Origin of the sequence: Paenibacillus sp. J5C2022 (genome assembly GCF_025567625.1) — a bacterium.
Taxonomy (GTDB): domain Bacteria; phylum Bacillota; class Bacilli; order Paenibacillales; family Paenibacillaceae; genus Pristimantibacillus.
On record NZ_JAOQJC010000001.1, the window covers coordinates 82,442 to 96,286 of the forward strand.

Here is a 13,845-nt window from a genome sequence, read left to right on the forward strand (position 1 = left end):
TTCTGATCGATGATGGAGGATTCTGACATGCGCATCCTCATTCAGAAATTCGGAGGCACCTCGCTGTCTAACGAGCAGGCAAGGGAATGTGTTATTCAGCACATCGCCAGGGAACGGGAAGCCAGTTATGCTACAGTCGTTGTGGTGTCCGCGATGGGCCGGAGGGGCTTGCCTTATGCGACGGATACATTCATCCAATATATCCGCGACAATGGCGACAGCTTGCCGCCTCGAGAGCTGGACTTGCTGCTTGGCTGCGGCGAGATCATATCTGCCGCTGTATTATGCAGCTTGCTAAGAAAGCACGGCATATCCGCATCAGTGCTGACTGGTGCAGGTGCAGGCATCTATACGGACGACCAGCACGGCTCCGCAAGGATCAAGCGGATACAGCCCGATCGTATCCTGAAGCTGCTTCAGGAGGGAGAGGTTGTCATCGTGACCGGATTCCAAGGCGTGAATTCGCTCGGCGATCTGACGACGCTTGGGCGCGGAGGCAGCGACACGACTGCAACTGCACTTGGAGCGGCGCTTGGCGCCGAGATGGTGGATATCTATACGGATGTAGACGGCATATTGACAGCTGATCCCAAATATGTGAATGAAGCCAAGCCGCTGCCGTCCGTCAGTTATGCCGAAATATGCAATATGGCACGGCAAGGCGCGAAGGTGATTCATCCCCGGGCTGTGGAGATTGCCCAGCAATCGCGTATCCCCGTTCGCGTCCGCTCTACTTTTGCAAGCGGGACCGGTACGCTGGTATCCGATCAGACGGGTATCCATGCGGCATTCGTATCAGATCGCCATGTAACCGGCATAGCGCAGGTAAGCGGCGTTACTCAGATTGCAGTGGAGGCTTTGGACAATCGCAACGACATGCAGCTGCAGGTTTTTCGAACGATGGCGAAGCACGGCATTAGTGTGGATTTTATTAATGTCACCCCGAACGGAGCGCTTTATACCGTATTCGATGAGCAGGCTGCCAAAGCGGTAGAACTGTTGGCTGATGCGGGATTTCACCCGAAGAGTATACCGGGCTGCGCCAAAATATCCGTCATCGGAGGCGGCATGAACGGACAGCCGGGCGTAATGGCGCAAATTGTCGAAGCTTTGACGGAGCAAGGCATTACCATTATGCAATCGGCTGATTCCAATACGACGATCTGGGTGCTGGTACGGGAGGCGGATATGGCGAAAGCACTTCGGGCGCTGCACGCCAAATTCGATCTTCACCGCTAGTTCCAATAAGCAAGATGGATTGATTCACCACTATTATAGGAGGAGTCGAGATGGATTTCGGAAGATTGATAACAGCAATGGTGACCCCTTTCGATGCGTCAGGCGCAATTGATTGGCCCACGGCAGGCAAGCTGATTGATTACTTGATTGAGGAGCAGCAGAGCGACAGCCTGGTCGTTGCCGGCACAACGGGCGAGTCTCCAACGCTATCCGAGGAGGAGAAGCTGGAGTTATTCCAGTTTGTCGTCAAGCATGCGGCGGGCCGCTGCAAAGTCATCGCAGGGACGGGCAGCAACAATACAGCACATTCCATCCACTTGACGAAAGCTGCAGAAGCTTGCGGCGTCGACGGTATATTGCTCGTCGCTCCTTATTACAACAAACCGTCGCAGGAAGGATTATACCAGCACTTTAAAGCGGTAGCCGAGAGCACTTCCTTGCCGATTATGTTGTATAATGTCGAAGGACGCACTGGTGTCAACATATCCGTTGACACGACGCTGAGGCTTGCCCTGATCGAGAATGTGGTGGCGACGAAGGATTGCGCATCTGTCGATCAGCTGATTCAGATTGTCAGCGCTGCGCCTAGCGGCTTCAAAGTATACAGCGGGGAAGACAGCGCTACGCTGCCTGTCTTGTCTGTGGGCGGATACGGTATAGTCAGCGTAGCGAGCCATATCGTTGGTGCAGAGATGAAGCGGCTGATCGAGACGTACCTGCAGGGCAATGTGCAGGAAGCGGCCAGATTGAACGGCAAGCTGTTCCCTGTCTTCAAGGGGTTGTTCCAATGTCCGCATCCTGTTCCTAACCCCGTTGCCGTGAAATATGCGCTGGGATTGAAGGGGCTTCCGGTGGGCGATGTAAGGCTGCCGCTGGTTACAGTGAATGAAGCGGAAGCGGAATTTATAAGGGCTCTTATTCATTAACATGAATTTTCAGTCAGCGCTGTTACGGAAATGGCGGTGCCGGATTCCCGGCGCCGCCATTTCCGGCTTTTGGCCGTCTTTTTTTGCATTATTTAGAATTTATAAGTTCCGGGGTCCCCGCAAAGTACCCCAGTAAGCTTCGAAGTAGAGCCCCACTTTGTAGGGATATTTTAGCATTGTGTAAGGCATTTGAGCTTGGGGCAACGTAAATTGAAAAGAGATTATCGGCTTCGACTTGTATTCCAGCTTTTTCATCATGTATAATGAATGCAAGTGTATGGGTGCGGCAAATGAAATATCCATTGAACATAACCGTTAGAGCGGCATCTGACGGCTAAGTCAGCTATGGCTTTTTGGATACAGAATTATTTTATTAGTAACAATTAGGAGGGACAGATACACTTGTCAAAGAAGAACAACCAGGATAAATTGCTTATATTCGCACTAGGTGGAGCAGGCGAAATCGGAAAGAACATGTATGTCATCCAGTACAACAACGATATCGTTGTCGTGGATGCCGGACTGAAATTCCCGGAGGAGGACATGCTTGGCATTGATATCGTCATCCCGGATATTACGTACTTGACGGATAATCGCGACAAGGTTCGCGGCATTCTCATTACACACGGTCACGAAGACCATATTGGCGGACTGCCATATGTGTTAAGACATCTCAATGTGCCGGTGTACGGTACGAAGCTGACGTTAGGGCTGATCGAAGCCAAGCTGAAGGAAGCAGGGCTGCTTGGGGAGACGAAGCGTATTCTCATCAACGAGACTTCCGAAGTCAAGATGGGAACCATTACGGCCAGCTTCTTCAAGACGAATCACAGTATCCCGGATTCCGTAGGCGTATGCCTGGAGACTCCGGAAGGCAACGTCGTCCATACCGGCGACTTCAAATTCGACCACACGCCGGTGAACGACCAATTCGCCGATCTGCAGCGCATTGCCGAGATCGGGAGCAAAGGCGTTCTGGCCTTGCTGTCAGACAGCACCAATGCTGAGCGCCCTGGCTATACGCCTTCGGAAAGCAATGTGGGCAACGAGCTGGAGGATATATTCCGGAAGGCTACGCAGCGCGTAGTCGTCGCGACATTCGCTTCCAATGTGCATCGTATTCAACAAATTATTAACGCAGCGATTACGACAAGACGCAAAATTGCAGTCGTCGGCCGCAGTATGGTCAATGTCGTCGGAATCGCTTCCGAGCTGGGTTACCTGGACATTCCGGATGGCATGATTATCGAGCCGGAAGAAGTGAACAAAATGGCTGCGGACCGAGTGGTCATATTGTGTACAGGCAGCCAGGGCGAGCCGATGTCCGCATTGACGCGCATGGCGCGTTCCACACACCGCAAAGTGGATATATTGCCTGGGGATACGGTTATTATTGCCGCGACGCCGATCCCTGGCAATGAGCGCTATGTGGGTCGTACCGTAGACGAATTGTTCAGACTCGGCGCCAACGTGATCTACGGTCCCGGCTCCGTATCGGGCGTACACGTCTCCGGTCACGGCAGCCAGGAAGAGCTGAAGCTCATGCTGAATCTGATCAAGCCGAAGTATTTCATCCCGATTCACGGCGAATACCGCATGCTCCGCCATCATGGCAGGCTGGGCGAAGCCATCGGCATCGATCCCGACAATATCTTCATCGTGGATAACGGGGATACTGTGGAATTTCAAGGCGGCATTGCACGCAAAGGCTCCAAGGTTCAAGCAGGCAACGTATTGATTGACGGTCTGGGCGTCGGCGACGTAGGCAATATTGTATTGCGTGATCGCAAGCTGTTGTCCCAAGACGGCATACTTGTTGTCGTGGTTACATTAAGCAAGCAAGACGGGACCATCTTGTCCGGACCGGACATTATTTCTCGCGGATTTGTCTACGTCCGTGAATCCGAAGGCTTGCTGGATGAGGCCAACCGCATCGTCACATCAACGCTGAACAAGCTCATGAATGACAAAGTGAACGAGTGGGCTTCACTCAAAACAAATGTCAAAGATGCGCTTGGCCGCTTCCTGTATGAGCAGACAAGACGCCGCCCAATGATTCTGCCGATCATCATGGAAGTTTAATCATCCCGACCCATCACTCATAAGAACCGCTTTCCCTTGACGAAGAGGGAGAGCGGTTCTTTATTCCTTTATTAGAAATTATAATTTTCGGGGTCGCGAAGCCTCACTTTGTGGGGTTATTTTGGCCGGGCATAAAATTTCCGTATGTTCTTATACTATGCTGTGTCAAGTTGTCATTATGAAGCAAAGGGGACAATGAACCGTCATGACCAATTACGACACGCCGTATCGCTCGGATCAGCCGGGGCCAGCGCCATCAACTGTACCGCCAGGAGAAGATAAAGGAAAGGGAACGGTTGCCGACAATATACAGCAACTTGGAACGGCCGCTCCTCCCAGCCCGCTGGAATCCAATCTTTTCTGCATGACAATCATTGGACAGGTGGAGGGGCATCTCATCTTGCCTCCTCAGAACAAGACGACGAAATACGAGCATATTATTCCACAATTGGTGGCGGCCGAGCAGAATCCGAAAATTGAAGGGGTACTGATCGTTCTGAATACTGTGGGGGGAGATGTGGAAGCGGGACTTGCCATTGCTGAGATGATTACCTCGCTGTCCAAACCTACCGTGACACTGGTGTTGGGAGGCGGCCATTCGATCGGGGTGCCGATCGCTGTGGCGGGCGACAAGTCGTTCATTGCGGAAACCGCGACGATGACGATACATCCCATCAGACTGACCGGGCTTGTCATCGGAGTGCCGCAAACATTCGAATATTTGGACAAAATGCAGGAGCGGGTAGTCAAATTCGTGATCTCGCATTCCAATGTCACCGAGGGAACGTTCAAGGAGCTGCTGTTCAAAACAGGTGAGCTGACGCGGGATATCGGCACGACCGTTATCGGAATCGATGCCGTTAAGCATGGGTTGATTGATGCAGTAGGGGGATTGGGAGATGCGCTGAAAACGTTGAACGAAATGATCGAGCAGCGAAGAGGAAATGCGATCGGAGGAGTCGTACAATGATGCTTCATACGACGATGCCGCTTGAAATGGTGCTTCAGGGATTAGAAGATGCACAGGAACATTTTCAGGAAGTAACTGTTCAGGGCATTCGAATGCAGATAACACCTGTAGCACCGGGAATCGGGAAAATCGTTCGGCTGCTGGACTGCTCCCTGAACGATTATTTGAATCCGGAGCTGACTCCGGGAAGCTACATTCACTACAGCTAGCCAAGTTGATCTCATTGGCACGATCTCCCTTCCTTCAATAGCCGACACCTCTTACCTATGCTATAATGGGAATCCAGAGGTGAAGGCAGTGGCGAAAAAAAAGAGACGCAAAAAATCAATTGGCGCAGCACTAAAATACGAAGTATACGGAATATTGCTCATTACCATTTCCATCATTGCGTTGTCGGGAGAAGCTACGGTCGGCCGTGCATTATCGAAGCTCTTCGGCCTTTTGCTAGGCAAATTTTACTTTGTGCTGGCGCTGGTCGGCGTATTTGTCGGACTTGCCGTGATGGTCAAGCGCGCTTGGCCGAAGGGCTGGACGCAACGAAGAACGGGATTGCTTATCTTCGTGCTTGCCCTTACGCTGAGCAGCTCGATCTCCGAGATCAACGCGAGGTATGAAGGGCTGGATCGCGAAGCGCTAAGCGGGAAGGCGATACTCGTCACACTTGACCGCAGTCTGAAGGATCAACTGATCTACACTTTGCCCGAGCATGAAGTATCCATTCGGGATAAATCGATAAGCGGCGGGTATGCCGGAGCGTTGCAATATTCCATCCTGTTCACATTGTTCGGTTATTATGCCTCGCTTATTGTTAACTTTGTGATGTATGCTATTGCGTTAATGCTGATAACCGGGAAATCTTACGTAGAGCTCTTGAAAACCGTCAAAACGCACGCGGCGACGATGTTCAAGCTGTTGAGGGCAAAGCGTGATCAGCTGGCGGCGCGAAGAAAGGCGGCTGTAACGGCGGCAAAGACAATCCCGGCTCATGAAGATAAGATCGATGACGACGAAGATGAGCATCTCTATGTTCAGCCTACTGCAAAGAAGCGAAAATCACTGTTCTTCTCTTGGCACAACGATGAGGAGAAGGAGAACAAAGCAGCGGAGGTGCATGCGGATGAGTGGTTGCATCCCAATGGAGCGGATCAAGACAACTTGCCATCATGGCAGACGGAACAAGATCCCGCATGGGAGAAGACCGGTGACAACTATAGCCCCAATGCACCCTCTTCGTCGGATGAGAATCCGCCGTGGGCCGATGATGAGCTAACACCAAAGCAGCCTGAGGCTCCAATGCCGGAGCTATCTAACCATGAACAGCCGGAAGATCAGCACGGCAGTGAGCAACGTACCAGCAGCGTAAGCGAGATGGCAGACTCCAATGAGACGGCGAATGCATTAGGGGAGACCAAGGAAGCATCTGGCGGTGAAGAGGATGATTTCCCTTCGTACGATAAGGGCGGAACTGCAGAAAGCAGCGAAGCGCTGCTGTCGGATGAAGCAGGGGAAGCAGCACAAGATGCGATGTCAAGCGTACCGGAAAACAAGTCGAAGCCTTATCAGTTGCCCCCTTACACGCTTCTGCACAAGCCTAGCGGGTTGGGTAAGGGCGGCAATGCCACTGATACATACGAATCAAGAAGGAAGCTGGAAGCAACGCTTGAAAGCTTCGGAGTACGCGCGAAAGTGCTGGATGTGGTCAGCGGTCCTGCCGTAACCCGCTACGAGGTTCAGCCGGCTACGGGAGTAAAGGTCAGCCGGATCGTCGGTCTGACCGACGATATAGCGTTGGCGTTGGCGGCGAAGGATATTCGAATGGAAGCGCCTATCCCGGGCAAATCTGCAATAGGAATAGAAGTGCCCAACACGGAAGTGTCCGTCGTCACGATGCGTGAGGTGATGGAGACGCCGGCCTTTCAGAACTCAACGGCGAAACTGTCGATCGTATTCGGCCGAGACATCGCCGGTCAGTCGATCGTTGGCAATCTGGCGCGGATGCCCCATCTGCTTGTTGCGGGAGCTACAGGCTCCGGCAAATCCGTCTGTATTAACGGCATTATAACGAGCATTCTTTATAAAGCCAAGCCGGATGAAGTCAAGTTTCTCATGATTGACCCCAAGATGGTGGAACTGAATGTATATAACGGCATTCCTCATCTGCTCGCTCCCGTCGTCACCAATCCGAGGCGGGCTTCGCTTGCCTTGAAGAAGATTGTCGTGGAGATGGAGAAGCGCTATGAGCTATTCTCCAAATCGTCAACGCGCAACATTGAAGGGTATAATACACTGATGGCCGATAATCCCGCTGCCTTGCTGCCCTATATTGTCGTTATCGTGGACGAGCTGGCCGATCTGATGATGGTAGCCGCCAACGATGTAGAGGATGCTATAGCCAGACTGGCGCAGATGGCCCGCGCCGCCGGCATTCATCTCATCATTGCTACTCAAAGGCCGTCTGTCGACGTCATCACCGGAGTAATTAAAGCCAATATTCCGTCGCGCATCGCTTTTGGCGTCTCCTCACAGGTCGACTCCAGAACGATATTGGATATGGCCGGAGCGGAGAAGCTGCTCGGCCGAGGGGACATGCTGTTCTTGCCCGTCGGAATGTCCAAGCCAATCCGGGTGCAAGGTGCGTTCCTCTCCGATCAGGAGGTGGAATCGCTTGTCTCCTTCGTAAGGGATCAGGGAGAGGAAGCGGAATACAAGGAAGATCTCGTCCCCGAGATCGACGAGGAATCGACGGAAGAAGAGATTATGCAAGATGAGCTGTTCGACCAGGCGGCGACTATCGTAGTGGAAGCCAAGCAAGCCTCCGTATCGCTGCTTCAACGCAGGCTTCGTGTCGGCTATACAAGGGCTGCCCGGTTAATCGATCAATTGGAGGCCAAGTCGATAATTGGACCGTATGAAGGGAGCAAGCCGCGCGAGGTGCTTATGACGGCGGAGCAATATCAGGCATCGCGGGTGAGTTCATAACAGCAAAGAAGACGAATAGAAGATGGATTACTTTCTCATACTAGTGTCATGCAACGCTTCCCAAGGCGGACTAACTAGCTAGAGAAAGGCAGATCCCAATGAAAACATATAGAATTGTCGCAATCCTCTTCGTTGCCCTGCTTGTGATAGGCTCTTATCCTCTGCTCAAGGGGAACAGCAACACGGCGGAAACGTTCAGCAATGCGGTACTTAAGGTTGGCTCAACCGGTCAGGACGTGTACGAGCTGCAAGGACGTCTAACGTTTTTGGGTTACTACGACGGCAAGATCGACGGTGTGTTCGGTTCCAAGACGAAAGGAGCCGTTACATGGTTCCAATGGAAGTTCGGGTTGAAATCGGACGGATTAGTAGGGGCGAAGACGAAGCAGAAGCTTGTCAACGCTACGAAAAACTGGAAACCTGGTGCGACGAACAAGCCAAGTACAGGCGGTACCGGCGGCGGTACATCATCAGGAAGCAATCTCGCCCCTTCCAATCGGCTTGGCTTGACAAGCAACGACATTCAAATTATGGCGAACGCCGTATATGGCGAAGCTAGAGGCGAACCCTACGAAGGTCAGGTAGCGGTTGCCGCAGTCATCTTGAACCGGGTGAAATCGCAGAGTTTTCCCAATACGGTATACGGAGTTATCTTTCAGCCGCGTGCGTTTACGGCTGTCGCTGACGGACAGATCTATTTGACACCCAATGAGAAAGCGCGAGACGCGGTCATGGACGCGATTAACGGTTGGGACCCGTCAGGTGGGTGTCTCTACTACTTCAATCCTGTTACAGCCACTTCCAAATGGATATGGACCAGACCGCAGGTGAAAACGATCGGTAAACATATCTTTTGCATGTAATATTGGCGGTACAAGGAAGGGGAGCAGCTGCATTCGCGATAAGCGGATGTGGTTGCTTCTTCCATTTCCGATGGGGTAAAATAATGAAAACGGCAATGTTGAAAGGAGCAAACCGCGTGACCTCATTTCAAAGAGGGCAGCAGCATGCCATACGTCTTCATGTGCTGCCGACGAAAAGATTCAAAACGTTTGCCATTTCCTTGTTCGCGGGCGTGCCGCTTCAAGAAGATACGGTGACGCCAGTAGCTCTCATTCCGTTCGTGCTGCGCAGAGGAACGGCGAGTACGCCCGAGACGATACAATTCCGCGAGAAGCTTGACGATCTGTATGGCGCGGGATTCGGCTTCGACGTATTCAAGCGCGGTGAGTCTCAGATCTTGCAATTCCGAATGGATGTTATTAATGACCGCTTCGTGTCCACCGATACGTCTTTGCTTGCGTCTTCCATTGCTTTCCTGGGAGATGTAATCAGCAATCCGTTGCTGGATAACGGCGCATTCCGATCCAGCTATATCGAAGCGGAGAAGACGACGCTTCGCAAGCGGCTTGAAGCTATCGTCAACGATAAAATTCGCTATGCAGCCGAACGATGTATGGAAGAAATGTGCGCCGGCGAACCTTATCGGCTCCATCCGCTGGGACAAAGAGGGGATATTGAGGCGATTACGCCTTCTTCCCTGTATAAACAATATCGGGATTGGACGGAGCAAGCCGCATTGGACTTGTATGTTGTGGGAGATACGACGCTTGAAGAGGTTCAGTCCTTGGTTGCCCGGCACTTCAAGCTCTCGAACCGCCAACCGGCCGCTTACGGCATTCCGCACGTCATGCATGATGTGCAGCAAGTAAAGCAGGTCGTTGACCAGATGGATATTAGTCAGGGCAAGCTGAATATGGGCTTGCGTACGAATATCGGCTACTCCGATCCGCTATATCCGGCCGCTCTTATGTATAACGGCATATTGGGGGGCTTCCCTCATTCCAAGCTGTTCATCAATGTCCGCGAGAAGGCGAGCCTTGCATATTACGCTTCATCGCGCCTTGACGGGCATAAGGGATTGTGCACGATTCAATCGGGTATTGAATTCGCCAACTACGGGCGAGCTGTCGAGATCATCAAGGAGCAGCTGCAGAGCATGCGGGACGGCAAGCTGTCCGAGCTGGAGATGAACCAGACGAAGGCAATGATCTCCAATCATCTTCGTGAAATGCAGGATTCCGCTTACGAGATGCTCGCCTATGATTTCAACGGCGTCCTGACAGGCAACTTCAGAAGCGCCGATGAGCTGCTGCAAGGCATTGAAGCGGTAACGCCGAAGGATATTATGGAAGTAGCCAGTCGCGTCCAGCTGGATACGATCTACTTCCTTCGCGATCGGAAGGAGGGGTAAACGAATGGAAACTTTATCCTATAAGCATGTAGAAGAAACGTTGTACCGTGAAGTGCTTGACAATGGATTGGAAGTTATCGTTCTTCCCAAGGAAGGCTTTCACAAAACCTATGCCACCTTCTCGACGAAATACGGATCAATCGACAATGAGTTCGCGGTGGAGGAACAGCAGGTTGAACGCGTCCCGGACGGAATTGCTCATTTCCTTGAGCACAAGATGTTTGAAGAACCGGAAGGGGACATATTTGCGGTGTTCGCTTCGCAGGGCGCTTCTGCCAATGCGTATACCACGTTCGACCGAACGGTTTATCTGTTCTCAGCAACAGAGAAAATATACGAAAACCTTGAGACACTGATCAATTTTGTACAAAATCCCTATTTCACGGACGAAAATGTAGATAAAGAAAAGGGTATCATCGAGCAAGAGATCAACATGTATCGGGACAATGCGGACTGGCGCGTATACTTCGGGTTAATTGACGCGCTGTACCATCATCATCCCGTTCACATCGATATAGCGGGTACGGTGGACTCCATTTACCAGATCGACAAGGAGACGCTGTACCACTGCTATGAGACGTTCTATCATCCGTCCAACATGTTGCTATTCGTAGTTGGCGGCGTTGAGGCGGAAGAAGTGTTCCGGCTTGTGAAGAGCAATCAAGCCGCCAAATCCTTCAAGCCGCAAGGAGAAATTAATCGTTACTTCCAGGAAGAGCCGACCAGCGTGAAAATTCCGCGTAAAGTGTCTCAGCTTCCCGTCTCACTGCCCAAATGCATGATCGGATTCAAGGAGAAGCATGCGCCTGCCGGGGGCGGCAAGGAGCAGCTTCGCCGGGAAATCGCAACGAAACTAATGCTTGAGACGTTGATCGGACCAAGCTCTGCGCTATATCAGAATCTGTACGAACAGAGTCTTATCTCTGATTCCTTCGGGCACGAATATAACGCCGGCAAGGGCTATGCCTTCTCCGTTATGGGCGGCGATACACAAGATCCGGATCAGTTGATTGAAGCGATACGTGCGGCAATACAGGAAGCGAAGTCGTCTGGAGTGCCAGAAGCGGTGTTCGAACGGGCGAAGAAGAAGAAGATCGGAAGTTATTTGCGTATGCTCAATTCCCCTGAGTCTATAGCAGGCGAGTTCACCAGATACCGCTTCAGGGATAACGATATGTTCGATGTGCTGGCCTGTTACGAGAACTGTACGCTGAACGAAGTGAACGCACGCTTGCAAGAGCTGTTCGACTTCGATCAGATGGCTGTATCCATTGTAGAGCAGCCTGCGAATTGAAGACATTAAAGGAAACGACGGTATTGATTACCGGGGGAAGCCGCGGCATCGGCGCTGCTATAGCGAAGCGATTCGCCGCGGAGGGGGTCAATATTGTCATTCATTATTTGAACTCACATGAGAAAGCGAATGAAACGGCCCGCAAATGCATGGCGCTGGGCGCCAATGTCATGACCATCTCAGCGGATTTGCGTTCCTATGATCAGTTGCTTCGCATGCGCGACAAGCTGGCTTCGCATGGCGTTAGACCGGATGTGCTGGTCAATAACGGGGGCATCTCCCATTACGGCCTGCTGGCGGATGTAACGGAGCAGGAATGGGATGACGTCATGGCTGTTAATCTGAAGGGAATGTTCCTGGCTTCTCAACTATTCATGCCACATATGACCAGCCAGCGATACGGTCGGATTATTAACGTCTCTTCCGTATGGGGGCTGTCCGGAGCGTCATGCGAGGTATTGTACTCCACGACGAAAGGGGGCATGAACGCATTCACCAAAGCGCTTGCCAAGGAATTGGCTCCGTCCGGCGTAACAGTGAATGCGGTCGCTCCCGGAGCTGTGGATACTCAGATGATGGAGAGCTTTGATGCGGCAGAACGCGCTGCGCTGGAGCAGGAAATTCCAGCAGGGCGATTTGCTTCAACCGAAGAAATCGCCTCGCTCGTTTACTTTCTGTCGCTTCCGGAATCCTCTTATATTACCGGACAGATAATAAGTCCGAACGGCGGGTGGCTTACTTAAATACAATGATGCTTCGGTCATTCTCCCGCATATTCGTTTCGCCATCCGTACATACTAAGACTGTTGATGATTCTTTTCCAACACCACTATAGGAGGCGAAGAGACATGTCAACTGTCCTTTCCAAGTTCGAGACATGGAAGCATTTTTTGAAGGATCGGGTTGCGCAGGGCAAAAAAATCGGCTTAACGGACGAGACGATCGCTAACCTGGCATTCGAAATCGGCTCATTTCTCGATGAGAAGGTCGATCCCCAAAACAATGAAGAACGTGTCCTGAAACAGCTTTGGGATGTAGGCGATGAAGCGGAACGCAAAACGATGGCAGGGCTGATGGTCAAGCTCGTCGAGAAATCGTAGCTCTAATATCGATCATGCTTGTTGGACGCGTCCGTACGCAACTAAATGGTGTAAAATGAGAAAAGCCTCCCTCATGGAGGCTTTTCTGCCATGATTACTATCGTTTGCAGGATTGTGCCGAAATTTGTAGAATAGACAAGTAAGCAGTATGCAAATGAATGCTGCACAATGCACTTATTTTCCTTTATAATAAAATATGAAAAAGCGATAGGCGGTGAAGCAGATTGGAACAAAAAATGTGGTACATGGAGTACAAAATACATAAAAACCGCCCAGGCTTGCTTGGCGATATCGCCTCATTGCTGGGGATGCTTGAGGTCAACATTATGACCATCAACGGCGTCGAAGACCGGACGAGAGGCATGCTGCTGCAAACCAATGACGACGAGAAAATTGAGCTGCTCGGGAAGATGTTGAAGAAGGTGGACAATATAACGGTCAACAAGCTTCGGACGCCGACGATTGTTGACATTCTGGCTGTTCGTCATGGCCGGTACATAGAACGCGATTCCGATGACCGCAAAACATTCCGGTTCACACGGGACGAGCTTGGCTTGCTTGTCGACTTCCTAGGCGAGGTGTTCAAGCGCGAAGGAAACCACGTGATCGGTCTGCGGGGGATGCCGCGCGTCGGGAAGACAGAGTCCATCATCGCGGGAAGCGTGTGCTCGAACAAGCGATGGACATTCGTATCCTCCACGCTGCTGCGCCAGACGGTCAGAAGCCAACTGTCGGAGGAGGAGATGGACCCCAACAACATCTTCATCATTGACGGGATTGTCAGCACGATCCGATCCAACGAGAGGCATCACGGCTTGCTGCAGGAAATTATGACGATGCCGTCGACGAAAGTTATCGAGCATCCCGACATATTTGTGAAGGAGTCCCATTACGATTACAGTCACTTCGACATCATCGTCGAGCTTCGGAACACGCCTGAAGAAGAGATCACCTATGAGACCTTTACAGCCAACTATTCAGACGAATTTTAACACCCATCT

Annotated in this window: 12 protein-coding genes; all 12 read left to right on the forward strand. The window is 51.6% G+C overall.

Translation table 11 applies throughout. From position 1 onward, the window contains the following. Positions 1–27: 27 nt before the first annotated feature. The gene (dapG, locus tag M6D81_RS00440) at positions 28–1,239 is read left to right on the forward strand and encodes an aspartate kinase (protein WP_262674781.1); all 1,212 of its coding nucleotides are present in this window, start codon (positions 28–30) and stop codon (positions 1,237–1,239) included. Between the two features lie 50 nt (positions 1,240–1,289). Continuing rightward, complete coding sequence (dapA, locus tag M6D81_RS00445; protein WP_262674782.1) at positions 1,290–2,165, forward strand: 4-hydroxy-tetrahydrodipicolinate synthase; 876 nt, start codon at positions 1,290–1,292, stop codon at positions 2,163–2,165. 402 nt (positions 2,166–2,567) lie between these two features. Then, on the forward strand, positions 2,568–4,247 hold the full coding sequence (locus M6D81_RS00450) for a ribonuclease J (RefSeq protein WP_262674783.1): 1,680 nt from the start codon (positions 2,568–2,570) through the stop codon (positions 4,245–4,247). A gap of 205 nt (positions 4,248–4,452) precedes the next feature. After that, complete coding sequence (locus M6D81_RS00455; RefSeq protein ID WP_262674784.1) at positions 4,453–5,217, forward strand: ClpP family protease; 765 nt, start codon at positions 4,453–4,455, stop codon at positions 5,215–5,217. Continuing rightward, positions 5,214–5,426 carry a YlzJ-like family protein gene (locus M6D81_RS00460; RefSeq protein ID WP_262674785.1) on the forward strand — a complete coding sequence of 71 codons (213 nt, stop codon included), beginning with the start codon at positions 5,214–5,216 and terminating at the stop codon, positions 5,424–5,426. The genes M6D81_RS00455 and M6D81_RS00460 overlap by 4 nt, the downstream gene beginning before the upstream one ends. An 88-nt stretch (positions 5,427–5,514) precedes the next feature. Beyond that, positions 5,515–8,196 (forward strand): DNA translocase FtsK, encoded by a 2,682-nt coding sequence (locus M6D81_RS00465; RefSeq protein WP_262674786.1) that lies wholly within the window; start codon positions 5,515–5,517, stop codon positions 8,194–8,196. 98 nt (positions 8,197–8,294) lie between these two features. Continuing rightward, entirely contained in the window at positions 8,295–9,059 is a 765-nt protein-coding gene (gene sleB / locus M6D81_RS00470; RefSeq protein ID WP_262674787.1) for a spore cortex-lytic enzyme, read from the forward strand. A 95-nt stretch (positions 9,060–9,154) separates the two neighbouring features. Next, positions 9,155–10,450 carry an EF-P 5-aminopentanol modification-associated protein YfmF gene (gene yfmF / locus M6D81_RS00475; protein WP_262675077.1) on the forward strand — a complete coding sequence of 432 codons (1,296 nt, stop codon included), beginning with the start codon at positions 9,155–9,157 and terminating at the stop codon, positions 10,448–10,450. A gap of 4 nt (positions 10,451–10,454) precedes the next feature. After that, on the forward strand, positions 10,455–11,744 hold the full coding sequence (gene yfmH, locus M6D81_RS00480; RefSeq protein ID WP_262674789.1) for an EF-P 5-aminopentanol modification-associated protein YfmH: 1,290 nt from the start codon (positions 10,455–10,457) through the stop codon (positions 11,742–11,744). Further along, on the forward strand, positions 11,741–12,487 hold the full coding sequence (ymfI, locus tag M6D81_RS00485; RefSeq protein ID WP_262674790.1) for an elongation factor P 5-aminopentanone reductase: 747 nt from the start codon (positions 11,741–11,743) through the stop codon (positions 12,485–12,487). The genes yfmH and ymfI overlap by 4 nt, the downstream gene beginning before the upstream one ends. Positions 12,488–12,592: 105 nt before the next feature. Then, on the forward strand, positions 12,593–12,844 hold the full coding sequence (locus M6D81_RS00490) for a DUF3243 domain-containing protein (RefSeq protein ID WP_262674791.1): 252 nt from the start codon (positions 12,593–12,595) through the stop codon (positions 12,842–12,844). Between the two features lie 224 nt (positions 12,845–13,068). Beyond that, positions 13,069–13,836: a DUF3388 domain-containing protein gene (locus tag M6D81_RS00495; RefSeq protein ID WP_262674792.1), complete on the forward strand. Its 768-nt coding sequence runs from the start codon at positions 13,069–13,071 to the stop codon at positions 13,834–13,836. Positions 13,837–13,845 lie beyond the last annotated feature (9 nt).